The organism is Amycolatopsis samaneae (assembly GCF_039541975.1).
Lineage (GTDB): Bacteria > Actinomycetota > Actinomycetes > Mycobacteriales > Pseudonocardiaceae > Amycolatopsis > Amycolatopsis samaneae.
The window spans coordinates 400,296-419,124 of record NZ_BAABHG010000005.1 but is presented as its reverse complement, the minus strand read 5'-3'; the positions used below and the strand labels follow the sequence as shown (position 1 = coordinate 419,124).

General features: G+C 69.3%; 19 protein-coding genes and 1 pseudogene. 9 read left to right on the top strand and 11 right to left on the bottom strand.

Annotation, left to right across the window (positions count from 1 at the left end):
• Window positions 1-28 precede the first annotated feature (28 nt).
• The 3 genes from ABD987_RS15365 to ABD987_RS15355 all read right to left on the bottom strand — a co-directional run bounded on the left by ABD987_RS15365 (window position 29) and on the right by ABD987_RS15355 (window position 1,921).
• Complete coding sequence (locus tag ABD987_RS15365) at window positions 29-763, bottom strand: VOC family protein (RefSeq protein WP_345392669.1); 735 nt, start codon at window positions 761-763, stop codon at window positions 29-31.
• A gap of 156 nt (window positions 764-919) precedes the next feature.
• Window positions 920-1,273 carry a MarR family winged helix-turn-helix transcriptional regulator gene (locus tag ABD987_RS15360; protein WP_345392666.1) on the bottom strand — a complete coding sequence of 118 codons (354 nt, stop codon included), beginning with the start codon at window positions 1,271-1,273 and terminating at the stop codon, window positions 920-922.
• A 72-nt stretch (window positions 1,274-1,345) separates the two neighbouring features.
• Window positions 1,346-1,921 carry a CGNR zinc finger domain-containing protein gene (locus tag ABD987_RS15355; protein ID WP_345392663.1) on the bottom strand — a complete coding sequence of 192 codons (576 nt, stop codon included), beginning with the start codon at window positions 1,919-1,921 and terminating at the stop codon, window positions 1,346-1,348.
• A gap of 82 nt (window positions 1,922-2,003) precedes the next feature.
• Here ABD987_RS15355 and ABD987_RS15350 point away from each other — a divergent pair, with 82 nt between their 5' ends.
• Window positions 2,004-3,167, top strand: coding sequence for an epoxide hydrolase family protein (locus ABD987_RS15350; protein WP_345392660.1), 1,164 nt, complete (start codon window positions 2,004-2,006; stop codon window positions 3,165-3,167).
• A gap of 580 nt (window positions 3,168-3,747) precedes the next feature.
• Here ABD987_RS15350 and ABD987_RS15345 read toward each other — a convergent pair.
• Entirely contained in the window at window positions 3,748-4,104 is a 357-nt protein-coding gene (locus tag ABD987_RS15345; RefSeq protein ID WP_345392657.1) for an EF-Tu/IF-2/RF-3 family GTPase, read from the bottom strand.
• Between the two features lie 62 nt (window positions 4,105-4,166).
• Here ABD987_RS15345 and ABD987_RS15340 point away from each other — a divergent pair, with 62 nt between their 5' ends.
• Complete coding sequence (locus ABD987_RS15340; RefSeq protein WP_345392654.1) at window positions 4,167-5,144, top strand: tyrosine-type recombinase/integrase; 978 nt, start codon at window positions 4,167-4,169, stop codon at window positions 5,142-5,144.
• Here ABD987_RS15340 and ABD987_RS15335 read toward each other — a convergent pair.
• Window positions 5,141-5,521 (bottom strand): hypothetical protein, encoded by a 381-nt coding sequence (locus ABD987_RS15335; protein ID WP_345392651.1) that lies wholly within the window; start codon window positions 5,519-5,521, stop codon window positions 5,141-5,143. The two genes, ABD987_RS15340 and ABD987_RS15335, sit on opposite strands and share 4 nt — an antisense overlap.
• A gap of 66 nt (window positions 5,522-5,587) precedes the next feature.
• Here ABD987_RS15335 and ABD987_RS15330 point away from each other — a divergent pair, with 66 nt between their 5' ends.
• Window positions 5,588-6,373 carry a glycerophosphodiester phosphodiesterase family protein gene (locus tag ABD987_RS15330; RefSeq protein ID WP_345392648.1) on the top strand — a complete coding sequence of 262 codons (786 nt, stop codon included), beginning with the start codon at window positions 5,588-5,590 and terminating at the stop codon, window positions 6,371-6,373.
• A 10-nt stretch (window positions 6,374-6,383) separates the two neighbouring features.
• Here the strand turns inward: ABD987_RS15330 and ABD987_RS15325 are convergent, their stop codons facing one another.
• Window positions 6,384-7,100, bottom strand: a complete 717-nt coding sequence (locus tag ABD987_RS15325) for a transglycosylase family protein (protein WP_345392645.1) — start codon at window positions 7,098-7,100, stop codon at window positions 6,384-6,386.
• A gap of 234 nt (window positions 7,101-7,334) precedes the next feature.
• Here ABD987_RS15325 and ABD987_RS15320 point away from each other — a divergent pair, with 234 nt between their 5' ends.
• From ABD987_RS15320 to ABD987_RS15300, 5 genes and pseudogenes are all read left to right on the top strand, one after another.
• The gene (locus ABD987_RS15320; protein WP_345392642.1) at window positions 7,335-8,735 is read left to right on the top strand and encodes an MFS transporter; all 1,401 of its coding nucleotides are present in this window, start codon (window positions 7,335-7,337) and stop codon (window positions 8,733-8,735) included.
• A 133-nt stretch (window positions 8,736-8,868) separates the two neighbouring features.
• Window positions 8,869-9,540 (top strand): thymidine kinase, encoded by a 672-nt coding sequence (locus tag ABD987_RS15315; protein WP_378214037.1) that lies wholly within the window; start codon window positions 8,869-8,871, stop codon window positions 9,538-9,540.
• Window positions 9,541-9,766: 226 nt separating this feature from the next.
• Window positions 9,767-10,111, top strand: coding sequence for an RNA polymerase-binding protein RbpA (locus ABD987_RS15310; protein ID WP_345392636.1), 345 nt, complete (start codon window positions 9,767-9,769; stop codon window positions 10,109-10,111).
• Between the two features lie 344 nt (window positions 10,112-10,455).
• Window positions 10,456-10,668: pseudogene (locus tag ABD987_RS15305) on the top strand (helix-turn-helix domain-containing protein); the annotation flags it as partial.
• 117 nt (window positions 10,669-10,785) lie between these two features.
• Window positions 10,786-11,808, top strand: a complete 1,023-nt coding sequence (locus ABD987_RS15300) for an XRE family transcriptional regulator (protein ID WP_345393418.1) — start codon at window positions 10,786-10,788, stop codon at window positions 11,806-11,808.
• A gap of 13 nt (window positions 11,809-11,821) precedes the next feature.
• Here the strand turns inward: ABD987_RS15300 and ABD987_RS15295 are convergent, their stop codons facing one another.
• The 5 genes from ABD987_RS15295 to ABD987_RS15275 form a co-directional block, all read right to left on the bottom strand.
• A complete protein-coding gene (locus ABD987_RS15295) occupies window positions 11,822-12,091 on the bottom strand; it encodes a hypothetical protein (RefSeq protein ID WP_345392633.1) in 270 nt (89 codons plus the stop codon).
• Window positions 12,092-12,313: 222 nt separating this feature from the next.
• Window positions 12,314-13,048, bottom strand: coding sequence for a class I SAM-dependent methyltransferase (locus ABD987_RS15290; protein ID WP_345392630.1), 735 nt, complete (start codon window positions 13,046-13,048; stop codon window positions 12,314-12,316).
• A gap of 9 nt (window positions 13,049-13,057) precedes the next feature.
• Window positions 13,058-13,825, bottom strand: a complete 768-nt coding sequence (locus ABD987_RS15285) for a polyprenol monophosphomannose synthase (protein ID WP_345392627.1) — start codon at window positions 13,823-13,825, stop codon at window positions 13,058-13,060.
• 24 nt (window positions 13,826-13,849) lie between these two features.
• Complete coding sequence (gene lnt / locus ABD987_RS15280; protein WP_345392624.1) at window positions 13,850-15,514, bottom strand: apolipoprotein N-acyltransferase; 1,665 nt, start codon at window positions 15,512-15,514, stop codon at window positions 13,850-13,852.
• An 11-nt stretch (window positions 15,515-15,525) separates the two neighbouring features.
• Entirely contained in the window at window positions 15,526-17,130 is a 1,605-nt protein-coding gene (locus tag ABD987_RS15275) for an amidohydrolase (protein WP_345392621.1), read from the bottom strand.
• A gap of 140 nt (window positions 17,131-17,270) precedes the next feature.
• On the opposite strand from ABD987_RS15275, the gene ABD987_RS15270 reads away from it, so the two are divergent.
• Window positions 17,271-18,659 (top strand): KamA family radical SAM protein, encoded by a 1,389-nt coding sequence (locus ABD987_RS15270; protein ID WP_345392618.1) that lies wholly within the window; start codon window positions 17,271-17,273, stop codon window positions 18,657-18,659.
• Window positions 18,660-18,829 lie beyond the last annotated feature (170 nt).

The following is an 18,829-nucleotide window of genomic DNA, read 5'->3' as shown; positions in this document are numbered from 1 at the left end:
TGTCCCAGCCCACACCCGGCCCGGTGCCTCAGGACCCGGCCACTCCCTCCGCCAGCACACAGAACTCGTTGCCGTCGGGATCGGCCAGCACCACCGGCCCGGCCACGCCCCGATCGCCCTCGACCCGGCCAGCCCCCAGCGCGACGAGACGCTCGACCTCACCCTCCTGATCACGGCCGGCACCGGGGGACAGCTCGAAACGAAGCCGGTTCTTCCCGGCCCTCGCGTTCACCGGCGAACCACCCCAGGTGATCTTCGGCCCGCCACCCGGCGCCTGGATCGCGGTCTCCTCGTCCTGATCCCAGACCAACGGCCAGCCCAGCGCCGCTCTCCAGAAAAGGCCGACCTCCCGCGAACCGTCACACGCCACCGCACCGAGAAACCCGCAGCCCTCGAGGAAGGCGTTGCCCGGCTCGATGACACAGAACTCGTTGCCCTCGGGATCGGCGAGCACCACATGCCCTTCCTCCGGACGCTGCCCGATGTCGATGTGCCGGGCACCGAGCCCGAGCGACTTCGCCACCGTCGCCCGCTGATCAGCCGGCGAAACGCTCGTCAGATCGAAGTGCATCTGGTTCTGCCCAAGCTTCGGTCCCGAACCGGAGACGAACCGCACCCCGAACCCGGTCTCGCCACGGGGCACCAGCACGACAACGTCCCGCCCGCCACCGGTCAGCTCCCCACCCAGCACACCGGCCCAGAAGCGGGCCAGCCGAAGCGGCTCGCCCGCGGCAAAACAGACCGCGACCAGATTCGCCGTCATCCCGTCCTCCAAGCGAAACACCGCCGGACCTCGGCGATCAGGAAGGCAACGCTAAGCGCACAGCAGACCGCCAGGCAACGCGATTAGAGCAGGGGAGTACCACCCGTCACCGGCTCGGACGCGAGTTCGGCGGAGACTGAGTCCAGACAGGCCGGTCTAGTCCTCGAAAGCCCGCTTCAGCTTCTCCAACGACGCCACGATCTCCTCCATCTCCGCCGGGGAGAGACGCGAGGTGTAGGTGTCGGCGAGGTACTCCTCGTACTGGCGCATGGCCTGCCGATAGGACTCGCCCCGCGCCCGCAGCCGGAAGACGTGCACCCGGCCGTCGTGCGGACTCTTTTCCCGGGCGAGGTAGTCGTCCTGCTCCAGACGGGTCAGATGCTGGCTGACCGCGCTCTTGGACACGCCGATCCGCTCGGCCAGTTCCTTCGGGGTGAGGTCCGGGTCGCGGATGAGCTGGTTGATCCGCTCTGCCAGGGCGTGCACGCCCGGCGTCTCCTCGGTTGTCACGAGGTTATTGTTCCGCGACGCCCGCCTTCTTCGGGCCCCGACCACGCTTCTTGAGGCCCAAAGGACCCGCCCTCAGCCTGCAGATCCGAGTTTTTTGCGCTGATTGGCCTGGAAGCGCGCCTTCTTCTGCCGATTCCCGCACGTGTTCATGTCACACCATTTGCGAGTACGACTTTGACTGGTGTCGAAAAAGGCGGCCCGACAAGTCGACGACGCGCACAAGGCCAATTTCCCGTCTCGCTCACCGGCGATGATGCTGATCGCGTCGGCGGCGATCACACCCAGGGCATCTTCCACACCGGAAGCCGAATTGAGCCGCCATCGCCGCTCTCGTTCGAGCGTCAGAATCGCCGCCGCGCGCCCCTGAGCACTGCGGTCATTGATGATTTCGACAGCAGACCGGGGGAGAGGGTCATGGATCGCGGCCGCCGTCACGGCGGCGTGAATCGATTCCCTCAGTTCCCGGGCGAGTTCGAACTGGGCATCGGTACAGGAGTCCACCGCGAGACCATTCACCGCCAGCCAGTCAACGAATCGGCGCGGCGTGGGAATGCGCTCCACGGCGTTGCCGCAGCGCTCCGTAAGAGTCGCCGTGAAACTGGTCGCCAACACGCTGCCGAGACGAAAGTCGGGGAACTCGACACGCATGGAACCACCTTAGCAGGTTGCGGCTGAACGGGACGGCCTGCTAGAACCGTCTAAGCCGGTTCCGCTATGGCCAGGAGGTCCCATGACCAGCGACGTACGAGCATTCGAAGCTCACGCGACAGACGCCGACCTCGACGATCTGCGCGCACGACTGGCCGCGGCGCGACTACCGGAGGCAGAGACGGTTCGTCGCGCGGCACCCGATCCTCGCCGATGGGGACAGGGCGTTCCGCTCGCCGACCTCGTCGATGTCGTGAACTACTGGCGCACCGGGTACGACTGGCGGTCGTTCGAAGCACGCCTCGACCGGATCGGCCAGTTCCGCACGACCATCGACGGCCTCGGGATCCACTTCCTGCACCGCCGATCCACGCGCGCGGACGCCACACCGCTGATCCTGACGCACGGCTGGCCGGGCAGCATCGCCGAGTTCATCGATGTGATCGACGAGCTGGCGGATCCGAAAGACGCGGACGCGCCGGCGTTCCATGTCGTAGTCCCGTCGCTGCCGGGCTTTGGCTACAGCGACAAACCGGCCACCACCGGGTGGGGGATCGAAAAGATCGCGGCCACGTGGGTGGAACTGATGGGAAGGCTCGGCTACCGCCAGTTCGTGGCCCACGGCGGCGACTGGGGAGGACCGATCACCACGATCCTCGGCGGCAGGTTCCGGGCGCACGTACTCGGCATCCACACCACGACGCCGCAGGCGCCGCCCGGACTGACCACGGACGGACTGACGGAGGCCGAGCGCGAATGGACCGAAGAAACCCGGGACTTCTGGAATCACCACGCGGCGTTCGCGAAGCAGCAGGCGACCCGGCCGCAGACCATCGGCTACTCGCTCGTCGACTCGCCGGTCGGGCTTCTCGCCTGGATCCTCGACAAGTTCGCCGAGTGGACAGACACCGAGGACAGCCCGTTCGAGACGATTTCCCGAGACCGCGTTCTCGACAACGTCACCCTGTACTGGCTGACGCGCACCGGCGCGTCGTCAGCCCGCATCTACCACGAAAGCCATCTCTCACTGGACCCCGAACTTCGGGTCGACGTCCCGTCGGCGCTCACTGTCTATCCCCATGACATCGAGAAGTGTCCGCGCACCTGGGCACAGGAGCGGTACCGGCAGATCGTGCGATGGAGGTCGCCCGAAACCGGGGGACATTTCCCGTCGCTGGAGGTTCCCGAGTACTTCGTCAAGGACCTGCGGGAAGGTCTCGCGGCGGTGCTGGCTGCCGGTCGGTGAGCGCGACGTCCCGCAGAGGGGTCCCACCGACTACTTGACATAATGTACATTATCGGCGCTTTGGGATCGTGCTGATCAGGGCGTCGAGAGGGGTCATTGAGCCACAGTGCGCGACACGAACGGCGTCGCGTTACCCCATGGTCTGCCGTCAGCTCGCGCCGTCACGACGCGGACGCACGCCACGCCCGTTCTGCGTCGTGCGCCTGGAGAACGGCCAGGATCGCCCACGACGAGGTCGACTGGATGACGTCTGAGACAGCCCAGGACAACGCCTCAAAACGTCACAGTGACGTAGTGAGTCAAGGTGACCGGACCCGGCGAACCGGCGACGGAACGGATTCCCGGCGGGCGCTGATGATCACCCGATGACGGCAAAGCTTGGCCATCGCGACCTCAGCAGCCAAGACGTCAGCCGCCGAGCCGCGACTCCGTCCTTTGAGTCCGCTGACACCGCACTGTGCCAACTTGTCCGGCGATTCCCCCTGGATTGGGACGAACCAGTCAATACCGACATTTCATGCATAATAGCAATTATGCATGAAATCGCATAAGATTCAGCGGCAAATCTCACGCTCAGTGATCAGAACACCGACACCACCGAAGCGCCGCTGAGTGCGTCGCCGTCCTTGATCGAGCCGTCGTTTCCCGGGATCGTGGGAATGTCGGCCATGGTCAGGCCGCCGAGGAACAGTCCGGCCTGCTCCCCCGCTGCCGCGGACGACCGCTTCTTGCCCTGCGCTTCGATGCGCGAGACGGTGACAGAACGTGACTGGTCTTCCAGGGTGATCTTGGCGGCCTGACCCACGCGCACGGTGCCGCTGGTGACGGTCCCGGTGCAGACCACGCCACGGACGGGCACGACGAACACCTTGTCCACGGTGAACTGGAACGGCTCCGCCGGGGACTCGGGGTCGCGACGTCGTGAGAACAGGCCCATGGCGTCATCCTCGCACAGGGCCTCGGCGTCGAATTGTCGGTGCCGTACGGTACAAGATCCACATGAGGGTTTCCGAGGCACAGCAAGCCTTTTTCGCGGCACGTCGGCCCCGCAAGGACTCCCCTCACACCACCGCGGCCTATCGGCGTGATCTCGCCGGGATCACCGCGCTGCTGGTGGCTGAGCTGGGTTGCTCCGCCGAGGAGCTGGCGGTGACCGACCTGACCGCGCAGGCGTTGCGGGCGGCGTTCGGCGCGTTCGCGGACGATCACGCGAAGAGCTCGGTGCTGCGCGCCTGGTCGACCTGGAACCAGTTCCTCACCTTCTGTGTGTCCGACGGTCTGCTGGGCGGGAATCCGATGGGCGCCGTGGCGCGGCCGAAGACCCCTCCCCTGTCCCCCAAACCGTTGCGGGGCGAGGAGACGCCGGAGCGGCTGCTGGCTTCGGTGGCCGATGGTTCGCGGAAGGCGCGGGATCCGTGGCCGGAGCGGGACGTGTTGGTGATCGCGCTGGGCCTGGTGGCGGGGTTGCGGGCGGCGGAGATGCGGACGCTGACGGTGCGTTCGCTGGTGGGCCGGGCCGGTGAGCTGCGGTTGCACGTGCGGGGCAAGGGCAGTCGCGACCGGTCGATCCCGGTGCAGCCGATCATGGGCCGGCTGGTGGAGAACTACCTGGAGTCGTGCCGTCGCCGGTTCCCGCACACGCGGTTCGGACCTTCGTCGGCGTTGCTGCGGGATCGGGCCGGGGAGCCGATCGGGCGCGGGGCGCTGGAGTACCTGGTGAAGTCGTGTTATCGCTGGGCGGGTTTGCATGATCGGGTGCCGGTGGGGGCGAACCTGCACGCGTTGCGGCACACGTTCGCGACGCGGCTGGCGGAGGACGGGGCGACGGCGTCGGAGATCATGCGGTTGCTGGGGCACGCGAGCCTGGCCACGAGTCAGAACTACATCGAGGCGACCGGGCGGGAGCAGCGTGCGGCGGCCGCGAGCAATCGGACGTACCTGGCGCTCGATCGGCTGGCGCCGGAGGTGGAGGGTTAGCGGAGTTGTTCGAGGTCGCGGGCGGCGCGGGCGAGTTCGTCGGCGAGCTTGCGGAGTTCGGTGGGCTCGGCTCCGTCGTCGGTGGCGGTGACGATGTCCTCGGCGGCGCAGCGGAGCTGGAAGAGCCGGTCCTGGAGGGTGGCGATCTCGGTGTCGGACAGGACGACGGCGTCTTCGGGGAGTCCGCTGCGCTGCAGCGCGGTGCGGCGTTCGTAGGCGCGCTGGCGGCAGGACTGGCCGCAGTAGCGGCGCCGTCTGCCGACGTTGCCGCCCGCGGGTAGCCGTCGTCCGCACCAGCCGCAGTGTTTGGGGGCGCCGGTGCGGCGCGGTAGTGCCAGGTCGTCCGCCTGTTCGGCGTTTTGGGCCGCTTCCCTCACCCGGCAGACCCTAGCCGGACATCGTCCGCTCACGCTCGGGTCATCGGGTAAGTGCACACTGGTGGGGTGTCGTCTGCCTTTCCGTATCTCGCCGATCCGTTCCCCCGCGCCTTCGCTCATCGTGGCTGGCATCTCGACGAGCTGGCCGGGCTGGAGAACTCGTTGCCCGCGTTCCGGCGGGCGGTGGCCGAGGGGTACCGGTATCTGGAGACCGATGTGCACGCGACGGCGGACGGTGTGGTGGTCGTGCACCACGACGCGTCGCTGGACCGGACGACGGACGGTTCGGGTCTTATCGCGCGGCAGACGTGGGCGCAGCTGCGTGCGGTGAAGGTCGGTGGGAAGGTGCCGTTGTCGCGGTTGGAGGATGTGCTGGAGGAGGTGCCGGAGGCGCGGTTCAACATCGATGTGAAGGCGAATCAGGCGGTGGAGCCGTTTTTGCGGGTGCTGGAGCGGACCGGTGCCTATGACCGGGTGGCGGCGGCCGCGTTTTCGGACGGGCGGTTGGCGCGGCTTCGGCGGTTGGCGGGGCCGAAGCTGGTGACGTCGATGGGGCCGCGGTCGGTGCTGGCGTTGTGGGCGAACGGGTGGGCGCCGATGTTCCCGATCGCGCGGCTGGCGCGGGGTGCGATGGCGCAGGTGCCGGTGCGTCAGGGGCCGTTGACGGTGGTGGACCGGGCGTTCGTGAAGTCGGCGGTGCGAGCTGGTGCCGAGGTGCACACGTGGACGATCGATGATCCGGTGCAGATGCGGGCGTTGCTGGATCTGGGGGTGCACGGGATCGTGACAGATCGGCCGGATCTGCTGCGTGAGGTGCTGGTCGAGCGGGGTGCGTGGCAGCAGGCCGGCTGATCGGGCGTGGTCAGCGGGGTGCTTTGCCTTCCCACGCGGCTTTCCAGGTTTTCGGGCCGAGGCGGCCGGAGTCCTTGATGCCGTTGGCGCGCTGGAGGTCGAGGACGGCCTGTTTGGTCTTGTCGTAGTAGCAGCCGGTGCCCTGGAACTTGTAGCCGTGGGCGTTCATGCGGAGCTGGAAGGTGCGCAGGGCGGGTGCGCAGTCGCCGTAGGCGTAGACGAGGCCGGGCCAGGCGGGTTTGGGGCCGCCGTTGGGTGGTGCGGGCGGTGCCGGCGCGGGTGCGGGCGGGGTGGACTTGACCGGCGCGGGGGCGCCACCGCCGATGTAGGCGGATTCCTCGTAGGTGGGGACGCGTTTGCTGCGGGCGTCGCCGTCTTCGCGCAGGCCGAGTTTGCCGGCGCATTCCCAGGGTTGCCAGCCGCGCATCCGGTAGAGGTAGAGGGCGCGGTAGTCCTGTTCGCGGCTGCTGGCCTGGTCGGGTCTGCCCTGTCCGCCGACGCTTCGCCAGGTGGGTAGGTCGAACTGGTAGGCGCCGAAGTAGCCGTTTCCGGTGTTGACGGCGTAGCGGCCGCTGGACTCGCACATGCGGAGCTTGGCCCACGCGGCGGCGGCGGGGTCGGCGGACGCGGTGGTGGCGACGCTGATCTGCAGTCCGAGTACGGCGACGGTGGGGAGCGCGATCCTCACCACGGCTCGGTAGGCGGTGCGCAGGCGGTCCTTGATCATGCGCTGCACAGTAGGACTGTGACTCTTGGACCACAAGAGTCACACCACGCACACCAGCATCACATGGAACAGGGTGAATTTCGGTCTGCGACACGCCGTTCGGTGGGAAACGGTGGTGCGCCGATCGGGTGATGACGACAAACCGGACACGTTTTCTTCACGACGTGATCTCGGTGCGGGGTGTGCCAGTACTGTCCGCGCTGACCTCGATGTTCCTGAGCTGAGGAGCCCTGGATGGCGCTGACCGAGACCCGTGCGAGCAGCCGGGAACGGTGGGGCTGGTATTTCTACGACTGGGCGAATTCGCCGTTCTATTCGTCGGTGACGACGGTGTTCGGCGCGCTGTATATGAGCTCGGTCGCGGCGGCCGACGCGAAGTCGAATTTCACCCTTAACGGGGACAGGCCGTGTACGGACGCGGCGGGGGTCGAGAACAAGCTCCAGCACTGCGACGTGACGTTGTTCGGGCTGCACTTCCCGGCCGGTTCGCTGTGGGGCTATCTGCTGTCGGTGGCGACGGTGGTGCAGGTGCTGGTGCTGCCGATCGCGGGCGCGGTGGCGGACCGGAGCCGGAACAAGCGGCGCATCCTCGGCGGGTTCGCGTTCTTCGGGGCGACGGCGGCGGCGTTGATGTTCTTCATGGCCGGGTCGAACTGGCAGCTCGGCGCGGCGCTGTTCGTGCTGGGGAACATCGGGTACGGCGGTTCGCTGGTGGTGTACTACTCCTTCCTGGTCGACATCGCCGGGCCGGACGAGCGGGACGCGGTGTCGGCGAAGGGGTGGGCGTTCGGGTATCTCGGCGGTGGCCTGGCGCTGGCGTTGCAGCTGGGGTTCTACCTCGGCCGGGACGCGTTCGGGGTGGACCAGCCGACCGCGGTGCGGGTGTGTTTCCTGACCTCGGGGTTGTGGTGGGCGTTGTTCACCTTCCCGGCGGTGCGGGCGCTCCCCCGGGTGCATGTCCCGGTGGTGTCCGAGCCGGGGCGGTCGGTGCTGGGCGCGGGGTTCGCGGAGCTGCGGCGGACGCTGGCCGAGGCGAAGGCGTATCCGCTGACGCTCGCGTTTCTCGGCAGCTATCTGGTGTTCACCGACGGGATCAACACGGTGGTCACGGTGTCGGCGCAGTACGGGAAGGACGAGCTGAGGTTCGGCGACGAGGTGCTGATCATGACGGTGCTGGTGATCCAGTTCGTCGCGTACGGCGGTGGAGTGCTGCACGGGCTGGTGGCGCGGCGGCTGGGTGCGAAGCGGACGATCCTGATCAGCCTGGCGTTCTGGGTCGTGGTGCTCGGCGGGGCGTTCTTCGTGCAGCCGGGGCGGCCGGCGCAGTTCTTCGCGGTGGCGATCGGGATCGGCCTGGTGCTGGGTGGGACGAACGCGTTGTCCAGGTCGTTGTTCGCGCAGATGATTCCGGCGGGGAAGGACGCGCAGTACTACTCGCTCTACGTCGTGGGTGAGCGGGGGACGTCGTGGCTGGGGCCGCTGGTGTTCGCCGGTGTCGGGCAGGCGACCGGGTCGTTCCGGCTGGCGATCGTGGCGCTGGTGGTGTTCTTCGTGCTGGGTCTGGTGCTGGTCTGGCGGGTGCCGGCGCGGCGGGCGATCGTGGCCGCGGGCAACCGTCCGCCGGAGGTGCTGTGAGGCACCGATAGGGTCGGCCGTCGTGACTTTGGTGAACGACAGCGGGCGCGAGGGCCCGAGCCCGGTGGACGGCGACCCGACGGACGCGTTGTCCGCGGTTCCGGCGGCCGGTTCGCGGCGGGGAACGCCGCCGGTGGGCAGGCTCAAGTTCTGCTACGGCCCGATGGACTGCGGGAAGTCGACGCTGGCGCTGCAGATCGACCACAACCACGCCCGGCAGGGACGGCGGGGGCTTGTCCTGGTCCGGCACGACCGGTCCGGTGAGCCGCAGATCACCAGCCGGATCGGGATCACGCGGCGGGCGGTGGAGGTCGGGACGGCGACTGACGTGCGGGAGCTGGTGCGGCGGGAGTGGGCGCGGGGGCAGCACGTCGACTACGTGATCGTGGACGAGGCGCAGTTCCTCTCCCCCGCGCAGGTCGACCAGCTGGCCGAGCTGGCCGACGATGTCCAGCTCGACGTGTACTGCTTCGGGATCGCGACCGACTTCCGGAGCAAGCTGTTCCCCGGTGCCGCTCGTCTGTTCGAGCTGGCGGACGAGTTGCAGCCGGTGCAGGTCGAGGTGCTGTGCTGGTGTGGGCTGCCGGGGCGGTTCAACGCGAGGGTGCTGGACGGCGAGGTCGCCCGTGAAGGTGACACTGTTGTCGTGGCTGACACCGAACAATCCGTAGTTGAATCTTCAGCTTCAGTACGTTTCGAGGGCGATCCGGCTACCGTCCGTTATCAGGTACTCTGCCGCCGCCACTACCGACAGGGTGACCTGGGGCCCACAGCGGCTCAACACGGCCAGTTACGGTTGACGTGAGCAGAGGGTGAGTAGCCCATCTGGGGGATATCCGCACTAAGAAGGCCGTATTCACGTCACGCCAGAGCGCGAAATCGCTCCTACTAGAGGAAGCTGTTGCCGTCGGGTGAGACGCTCATCGTGAGCAACGACATGGTGTACCGGGAATCCTCGGGCCACCTCAGTCGTTGCATAGGGTGAGCACCACCCTGGCTCCACCCGGAGCTGACTGGAAAGGACCCCCATCATGGCCGACCGTGTTCTCCGTGGAAGCCGGCTGGGAGCGGTCAGCTACGAGACCGACCGCAATCACGATCTCGCCCCACGGCGCACCGTGCGCTACGCCTGCCCGAAGAACCACGAGTTCGAGGTGCCGTTTTCCGACGACGCCGAGATCCCGACGGTGTGGGAGTGCAGGCTGCACGGCAGCGAGTCCGAGATCGTCGACGGCGGGCAGCCTGAGCAAAAGAAGGTCAAGCCACCGCGTACCCACTGGGACATGCTCCTTGAGCGGCGCTCGATCCCTGAGCTCGAGGAGCTGCTGAACGAACGTCTCGCCGAACTCAAGGGACGTCGGACCCGCTCCGCCTGAGGTTTCGGCTTGTAGCTGCTCCCACCACAGATCGAAAGGCCCCCGTGACCTCCCCCCACGGGGGCCTTTCGCTGTCTACGGGGGCCGAGAGGTGTTGGACCCGGCCGGCAGGGACTTCGAGGACATTGTTTGCGGGGTGCCCCTGTCGGCCGGCCGATCCGGGTGAAGGCGAGGCCTCCTTCGAGCCGAACCGGGTGTTTACGACGGTAGGAACTCGGGTACCTTCCCGGCCAGCGCTTGTGCCAGATCCGCAGACTCGTGTTCCAGTTCGGCAAACATTCTCACTTTTGGTCGTCACTCGGATACCCTGGGTCTTTTGAAGAGCGCACGAAGCGGGGTTCGTGATGCCGGATCAGCTTTCGCCTGCCTTGATGTCGGCGATCCGCTGTGGGGATCACGCGGCCGTGGTGCGCTGCGCCCGCCATCAAGCCGGGTGGAGCCAGAACGAGCTGGGGCAGCGGTACGGCTGCGCGGCCAGCACCATCTCACGATTCGAAAGCGGACGTCGCCCACTGCGCGACGTCGCTGTCCTGCGGCGGTTCGCCGAAGTCCTCGATCTGCCCCCGGAGGCTTTCGGGCTCAACTCCGCCTCATCCGACCGGGTAACCGCTCGACACCCACCCACCACCGGAGCTGTCGGGCGCCACGCCCAGCCGGGAGAGGAGGACCTTCAAGTGCGACGTCGTGCGTTTCTGGTCGCCGCCGGACTGGCCAGTACCTCCCTTGCCACACCATCCGCCGCCACCGCGGAACCGGAGCCCGATCCGGCCGCGATGCTTTACGCGCGTCTGGAGAACGTGCTGGTCGGCCCGGCCCAGTCGGCCCTCACTCCCCTGCCGCTCCCGTTGCCCGCGGCGCTCGCCACCGCCAAGGACGACTTCCACGCCAGCCGTTACCTGTCCCTGGGTACGCGGCTCCCCCAGCTGGTCAGCAACGCCGAAGCGGCCGCGGCCGACGCCGCCGCGGCGGCGAGCCGGGCCGCGCTGGCCAGGGTGTACAACCTCGTCACGCGGGCCCTGCTCAAACTGCGGGCCAGCGGCCTGGAGTGGATCAGCGCCGACCGGGCGCTGCGGGTCGCGATGCAGGCCGGGGATCCGCTCACGCTCGCCGAGGCCCAGCGCCTGATGGGTTCGGTGTTCCGGCGGGCGGGACACCATCAGCGGGCGGAGGCGCTCGTGCTGTCGGCGGCCGAGCAGCTCGACACGACCACGCCGGAGCACCTTTCGCTGCACGGGGTCCTGATGTGCTCGGCCGGGTACGCGGCCGCGCGCGCCGGCGACCGCGACCGCGCCATGCACCTGCTCGACCAGGCCGGCACGACCGCCGCGCGGTTACACGGGTACCCGGAGCGTCAGCAGGTGCTGAACGCGAACATCCTCAGCCACCGGGTGTCCGCGGCCTATTTGCTCGGTGACGCCGGGACCGCCCTCCAGTACGCCCGTGCCGCCCGGCCCGCGGACTTCCCGAGTGCCGAACGGCACGGCCGGTTCCTCGTCGACGTCGCGCTCGCGTTCGCCCAGTGGGACAAACCCGAGCAGGCGTATCGCACCCTGCTGGCGGCCGAGCGCCGCGCACCCGGCGAGGTGCACACGCGCTCGGCCGTGCGGGGCCTGATCAGCGACCTGCTGCACCACCGGGACCAGCAGGCGCTGCCAGGGCTGCGGCATCTCGCCGTCCGCAGTCACGTGATCGGGTGACCCGGGTGCCCATCTAGCGGTCCGCGATCCGGCAGGCCGTCGCCGCGACCACCGCGGGGACGTATTCGTGTCGGAGGATCCAGTAGCACTCCTCGAAGGAGTCGGCGTCGCAGGCGTCGTGAGCGAGCCATGGTTCGATGTCGTGCTCGCCCACCGCGTAGTCCATGCACGCGCCGAAACCCTGCGTGCTCACGGGGCTCGCCGGTGCCGCCGAAGCTCCCGACGCCGTCGCCACCAGCGCGCCCGCCGCAAGCACCGTCGCCGCCACAACCCTGCCGAACATCCGCCACCTCCTGGTCCGCGCGGCGCCGTTCGCTCGCGCGGCTCCAGTGGACGGGGTGTGGGCGGGGACACGCCAGAGCGGTTCGGCGCGATCAGTCAACAGCGCAGGCACATCACCTCAAGGTGACAGTTCGCTCACGGATCGTAGGACGGAAAGCACGCGTCGTTCCCTCACGCGCGAACGGATTACTCCCCGCGCCCGGGGACCCCGGGGCCGGGCTGGTCAGGTGGTGCGCCGGGCGAGGAAGACGAACTCGCGGCCCGGCCGGTCGGGCGCGTCGCGCACGTCCACCACGCGGTAACCCGTCGCGGCCAGGCTCGCCGCCACCTCGTCCTCGTCGCGGAACCGCAGTGTCGAATCCGAGGTGAGGACCGCGCCGTCCGCCAGGAACCGGTAGGTGTGGCGGAAGGACACCAGCGGCAGGCGCACGTCGGTGACCTCGCGGTGCTGCGCCACCGGGCCGATGCCCGGGACCTCGAGCGTGACCTCGGCCGGGTCGGCGGCCCAGTCCTCCCAGGCCCGCCGTTCCGGCCGCCGGGTCTCGAACACGAGATGACCACCCCCGCGCAGCGACCGGTGGACGCCCCGCAGCGTGCGTGCCCAGTCGTCGTCGGTGAGGAACACCTGCGCCACGTTCGCCGTCATCACCGCGAGGTCGGCCCCGGACACGCCCGCGGTCGTGGCGTCACCGTGCACCCAGGTGACTCGGTCGGCGCCGTCCTTGGCCTTCGCGACCGCGAGCGACGCCTCGGCCGGGTCGACGCCGACGACGGTCCGGCCGCCGCCGGCGAGCAGGATCGCCAGGCACCCGGTCCCGCAGCCGACGTCGAGCACCCGTTCGGCGGCCAACTCGTCGGCGATCCCGACGTAGGCCGTCAGGTCGTCACGAGGACCGTCGAAGGCGTCGTAGACGGCCGCGAGCCGGGGATCGGCGAAGATCGCGTCGGGTTCCGGCACGGCGGGCCGTCAGCTCAGTTTGAGCAGGCGGCGCAGCTGCTTCCAGCGCCGCTTCACACCCCACGAACCGACGCGGAGGAACGCCTCCTGGATGATCGAGCCACTCATCTTCGACTCGCCGATCTCGCGCTCGGTGAACGTGATCGGCACCTCCACGATCTCGAACCCGGCCTCGGCGGTGCGCAGCGTCAGGTCGATCTGGAAGCAGTAGCCGTGCGAGGCGACCTCGTCGAGCGCCAGCTTCTCCAGCACCTGGCGGCGGTAGGCGCGGAACCCGGCGGTGATGTCGTTCACCTTCACCCCGAGTGCGAGCCGTGAGTAGAGGTTCGCGCCCCGCGACAGGAACTCGCGGTTCTTCGGCCAGTTCACGACACTGCCGCCGGGCACGTACCGCGAGCCGATCGCCAGATCCGTGTCGCCGAGCGCGTCGAGCAGCCGCGGCAGGTCCTCCGGCGCGTGCGAGCCGTCGGCGTCCATCTCCACGATCGTGACGTAGTCGCGGGCGAGTCCCCAGCGAAACCCGGCGATGTAGGCGGCGCCGAGGCCGGCCTTCTCGGTCCGGTGCATGACGTGCACCCGCTCGTCGGCCTCCGCCAGCTCGTCGGCGAGCTCACCGGTGCCGTCGGGGCTGCCGTCGTCCACGATCAGCGCGTGGACGTCCGGCAGTGCCTTGTTCAGGCGTTCGACGATCGGCCTGAGGTTCTCCCGTTCGTTGTACGTCGGGATCACCACCAGCACCGGTTCGATTCCCCGGGCCCCCCGCGGCGCCTGAGCCATCCGTCTTCCTCCGAATCCGCGGGATCAGCCCGCCGCTTCCCCTGTACCTGTGCCCTGTGCACGCCGAGTGCGCTGTGCACCTCGGATACGAAAGCGGAGCACGGACCCACCGGCGACACCGGCGATCGCCAGTGCCAGCAGTCCGTACTCCGTCCACGCACCGAGTCGATCCGACAGCGTAGTCTGCGTCCGCAGCGGGACGCGCCCGACCAGGGACTCTGCCGTGAAAAGCCCGGTCGAGGCCGTTACCGACCCGTCCGGAGCGATGATCGCGCTGACACCGCTGATCGCCGAGACCACCACCGCGCGGCTGTGCTCGACCGCGCGCAGCCGCGACATCGCCAGCTGCTGGTAGCTCATCTCCCCCGGCCCGTACCAGGCGTTGTTGGTCGGCACGACCAGCAGCTCGGCGCCGTCCGCGACGGATTCGCGGGCCGGGTAGTCGAACGCGGTCTCGTAGCAGACGAACACGCCCACCTTCGTCCGCGCCACGTTCAGGGCCGCGTTCGCCCCGTCGCCCGGGACCATGTCGACGGTTTCGGAGTCGAGGAACGGGGTGACCAGCTCCGCGATCTTCCTCGCGGGCAGGTACTCGCCGAACGGGACGAGCTGCTGTTTCGAATAACGCGCGCCCGGTCCGGTGTGCGGGTCCCAGGCGATCACAGAGTTCTGCGCGTGGCCGTCGGGCAGCCGGTACAGCCCGCCGATGAGGGCGGGCGCGCCGAAGCTCGCGACGAGCTGGTCGAGCTGCGGGTCGGGGCCCGTGACGGTGGTCGCGCTCTCCGGCCAGACCACCAGGTCCGGCCGGGGTACGCGCTGGTGGTTGATGTCGTCGAGCAGCCGCTCGCTCTCGGCGAGATGGTTGTCCCGCAAGAGCTTTCGCTGTCCCTGAAGCGCGAGTCCGATGTCGGGGGCGTTGCCCTGGACGGTGGCGACCGTGCGTTCGCCGTCCTGCGCGCCGGTGCCGATCGTGGGCCACAGTGCCAGCCCCGCCACCACGGGCACTACGACGAACGCGGCGGTTCCGAGGGCCCGGCGGTCCCTGAAGGCCACCTTGAGGGCGTTCCGGTCCCTGAAGGTGGCCTTCAGGGACTTCAGCCGGAGCAGGAGGGCGGCGAGGGCGAAGCCGGTGAGGCAGACCGCGAAGCCGACGAGGGGGGCGCCGCCGACCGAGGCCAGTGACAGGAAGGCGCCCTCGGGCTGGCTGAACCCGACGCGGCCCCACGGGAATCCGCCGAGCGGGAACCAGGTTCGCGGTGTTTCCAGTGCGACGAACACGAGCGCCGACCACAGTGGGGCCAGTGGCAGCCGGGACACCACCGTGATGAGCCAGCCCGCCAATCCGAAGTAGACGGACAGCGCCAGGCACAGGCCGAGCCACGGCCACGGGCCGAAGTCGGGGCCGAGGAAGGCCAGCAGCCAGGTCAGCAGCGGGAGGAAGAAGGCGAGCCCGAACACGAAGCCGTAGCCGAAACCGCCGCGAAAGCGCCGTCCGTGCAGGACGAGCCCGAACCCGGTGAACGCGAGCGGCGCCAGCCACCACAGTGGGCGGGGCGCGAAGCTCAGGTAGAACACGAAACCCGACGCCGCGGCCACGACGAAACGCAGCAGCCAGGCGCGCGAGATCCGGCGTCGCCGGGCGGGTTCCCGCGGCACCTCGGGCTCGGTGTCCGCAGCGGTCACTACCACGGGAGGTAACTCTACGTGGTGGTGGTGAAGTCGTCGTAGATGACCTCTCCCCCGCGCACGGTGCGCAGGCAGCGGGGCGACGGGGCGTCCTCGTCGAGCCGTGGCAGCGGCGGGACGCCGGCACGCGGATCGGTCGACCAGCGCTGCACCCGGCTGTCCGGGGTGGCCACGACGAGGTCGGTGGCGTCCCAGACGGCGTAGTGCGCGGGAGCACCCGCGACGAGGCTGCCGGTGACGCCGTCGTTGACCCCGGCGGCGCGGTGCCCGGCACGGGTGTGCGCGGTGAACGCGGCGCGCGGCGAGAGGCCGGAGCCCGGGGTGCGGTGGTAGACGGCGGCGCGGACCGCGGCCCACGGATCGAGCGGGGTCACCGGAGTGTCGGAACCGAAGGCGAGCAGGACGCCTTCGGCGGCCAGCGCCGCGAACGGGTTCAGCCCGGCAGCGCGCTCCCCGAGACGTTCGGCGTACATGCCGTGCTCGCCGCCCCACGCGGCGTCGAACAACGGCTGCACCGACGCGACGACACCCCAGCCGCTCAGCGCGCGTGCCTGCTCGGCGTCGACCATCTCCAGGTGTTCGAGGCGGTGGTGGCGCGCGGCGAGGGCGCGGTGGCCGACCTCCTTCTCCGCCAGCCGGAATCCCTCGATCACCTCGGCCACCGCGGCGTCGCCGATGACGTGGAACCCGGCCTGCGTCCCGGCCTCGGTGCAGGCGGCCACGTGCTCGCCGATGGCGCGGGCGTCCAGGTAGAGCGCGCCGGATCCGGCGGGGTGGTCGTGGTACGGCGCGCGCAGCGCGGCGGTGCGGGAGCCGAGCGCGCCGTCGGCGAACAGGTCACCGGCCGCTCCGCGGGCTCCGAGCGCACGGGCCGTTTCGACGTCGGTCTCGCCCCAGTAGCCGACGACCTCGGGCAGTCCCGGTCCGGCGGCGGCCGCGAGCAGGGCGGTGAAGTCCTCGCGGCCGGAGATGTCCGGTCCGCCGCATTCGTGGACGCTGACGACGCCCCGCGCGGCGGCCTCGGCGAGGAACGCGCGCTGGGCGTGGTCCCGCTGGTCCGGGCCGATCGCGGTGCGCGCGGCGCGGCGGGCGTGGTGGTGGGCGGCGCGGGTGAGCGGTCCGTCGGCCGACCAGCCGTCGGCCTCGCGGGCCTCGGGGGCCAGCGCGATCAGGGCGCTGGACACGAGGGCGGAGTGGACGTCGACCCGGCTCAGGTAGACCGCGACGTCCCCGGCGGCTTCGTCGAGTTCGGCGCGGCTGGGCAGCCGGGGGCTGGTCCAGGCGGACTCGTCCCAGCCGTGTGCCAGCAGCACCTGGCCGGGGGTCGCGGCTTCGCGGACCGCGGCGAGCAGTTCGCCCGCGTCGCGGACGGCGGTGAGGTCGAGGCCGGTCAGGTGCAGGCCGGTGGCGGTGGCGTGCACGTGGGCGTCGACGAAGGCGGGGGCGACGAACGCGCCGCCGAGGTCGATCACCTCGGCGTCCGGATGCAGGGCGCGGGCCGGGGCGTCCTGGCCGATCCACACGATGGTGCCACCGGTGACCGCCATCGCGGTCGCGTCCGGGGAGGCCGGGGCGTAGATGCGCCCGCCGAGCAGAAGCGTCGTCCTGTCGTTCGTCACGTACCGAGTGTGCCCGCCCCGGTGTGCTCGTCCGCAGCGGGGATGACCAGCTGTGACACTCCGCGATCTGCGAGAATATTTACGGTTCGAGAACGTTATGACAGGATATTTTAACGCGTTCCCGACGACTAGGAGTACAAGTGACTGCGATCCAGGAGCCTGTGACGCCAGCCGCCGCCTTTGACCAGCCCTACGAGTACGCCCGCGCCGAGCTGGTGGAACCCGACTGGCGACGCTTCCCCGGCTGGCGGGACGTCACCGAGGCCCAATGGCGGGACGCGCAGTGGCAGCGCGTGCACTGCGTCCGCAACGTCAAGCAGCTGCGCGCGCTGATGGGCGACCTGCTCCACGAGCGCTTCTACGAGGACCTCATCGCCGACCAGCGCGAGATGGCCACGATGTCGATGCTGCTGCCGCCGCAGATGATCAACACGATGGCGCCGGACGCGGGCACCGACCCGGTGAAGGTGACCGAAGCGTTCTACGCCGACCCGATCCGGCGGTACATGATGCCGGTCCGCAGCGACCGCGACCCGGTGTGGCCGAGCCATCCGCATTCCGAGCGGGACTCGTTGCACGAGGCGGAGATGTGGGTCGTGGAGGGGCTGACCCACCGCTACCCGACCAAGGTGCTCGCCGAGATGATCTCGACCTGTCCCCAGTACTGCGGGCACTGCACCCGGATGGACCTGGTCGGCAACTCCACCGAGCAGATCGAGAAGCACAAGCTCGCGCTCAAGCCGGTCGACCGGCAGGACGCGATGATCGACTACCTCAAGAAGACGCCCGGCGTGCGGGACGTGGTCGTCTCCGGCGGCGACGTCGCCAACGTGCCGTGGCCGCAGCTGGAGTCGTTCCTGATGCGGCTGATGGACATCGACACCGTGCGCGACATCCGGCTCGCGACCAAGGCGCTGGCGGCGCTGCCGCAGCACTGGCTCCAGCCGAGGGTCGTCGAGGGCCTGCAGCGGGTCGCGGTCACCGCGCGGCGGCGCGGGGTCAACCTCGCCATCCACACGCACGTCAACCACGCCCAGTCGGTGACGCCGCTGGTGGCCGAGGCCGCCCGCACGGCGCTCGACGCCGGGGTGCGGGACGTGCGCAACCAGGGCGTGCTGATGCGCGGGGTCAACGCCACGCCCGCCGACCTGCTCGACCTGTGTTTCGCGCTGCAGGGTGAGGCGAACATCCTGCCGTACTACTTCTACATGTGCGACATGATCCCGAACGCGGAGCACTGGCGCGTCTCGGTCTGGGAAGCGCAGGAACTCCAGCACGCGATCATGGGGTACCTGCCCGGTTACGCCACTCCCCGCATCGTCTGCGACGTACCGTACGTCGGGAAACGGTGGGTCCACCAGCTCGCGGAGTACGACCGTGAGCTGGGGATCTCCTACTGGACCAAGAACTACCGCACCGGGATCGAACACGACGATCCCGAAGCCCTGCAGCGTCGTTACCCGTACTACGACCCGATCACCACGCTGCCGGAGGCCGGGCGACGGTGGTGGGCCGACCAGCCCCGCTGAGGTTTTCTCGAACAGCTGGCATATCCCTTGTCTTGAAGGCTCCCTCAAGGACGTTCAACGTTCTTGAGGGAGCCTTCAAGACATCAACGGCCTCGTGCGGCGAACTTCGTCCAAGTGCGGGCCAGGAAGCGGTTGGACATCCCGGCACCGGGCGGTATTGCCGGTCAGCC

What these genes read in the sequence shown, in the direction of transcription:
- ABD987_RS15350 (WP_345392660.1), top strand. Translation starts at nt 2,004, where the DNA reads ATGACCAGCGACGTACGAGCATTCGAAGCTCACGCGACAGACGCCGAC.
- ABD987_RS15320 (WP_345392642.1), top strand. Translation starts at nt 7,335, where the DNA reads ATGGCGCTGACCGAGACCCGTGCGAGCAGCCGGGAACGGTGGGGCTGG.
- ABD987_RS15285 (WP_345392627.1), bottom strand. Translation starts at nt 13,825, where the DNA reads ATGGCTCAGGCGCCGCGGGGGGCCCGGGGAATCGAACCGGTGCTGGTG.
- ABD987_RS15365 (WP_345392669.1), bottom strand. Translation starts at nt 763, where the DNA reads ATGACGGCGAATCTGGTCGCGGTCTGTTTTGCCGCGGGCGAGCCGCTT.
- ABD987_RS15345 (WP_345392657.1), bottom strand. Translation starts at nt 4,104, where the DNA reads ATGGGCCTGTTCTCACGACGTCGCGACCCCGAGTCCCCGGCGGAGCCG.
- ABD987_RS15310 (WP_345392636.1), top strand. Translation starts at nt 9,767, where the DNA reads ATGGCCGACCGTGTTCTCCGTGGAAGCCGGCTGGGAGCGGTCAGCTAC.
- ABD987_RS15295 (WP_345392633.1), bottom strand. Translation starts at nt 12,091, where the DNA reads ATGTTCGGCAGGGTTGTGGCGGCGACGGTGCTTGCGGCGGGCGCGCTG.
- ABD987_RS15325 (WP_345392645.1), bottom strand. Translation starts at nt 7,100, where the DNA reads ATGATCAAGGACCGCCTGCGCACCGCCTACCGAGCCGTGGTGAGGATC.
- ABD987_RS15340 (WP_345392654.1), top strand. Translation starts at nt 4,167, where the DNA reads ATGAGGGTTTCCGAGGCACAGCAAGCCTTTTTCGCGGCACGTCGGCCC.
- ABD987_RS15355 (WP_345392663.1), bottom strand. Translation starts at nt 1,921, where the DNA reads ATGCGTGTCGAGTTCCCCGACTTTCGTCTCGGCAGCGTGTTGGCGACC.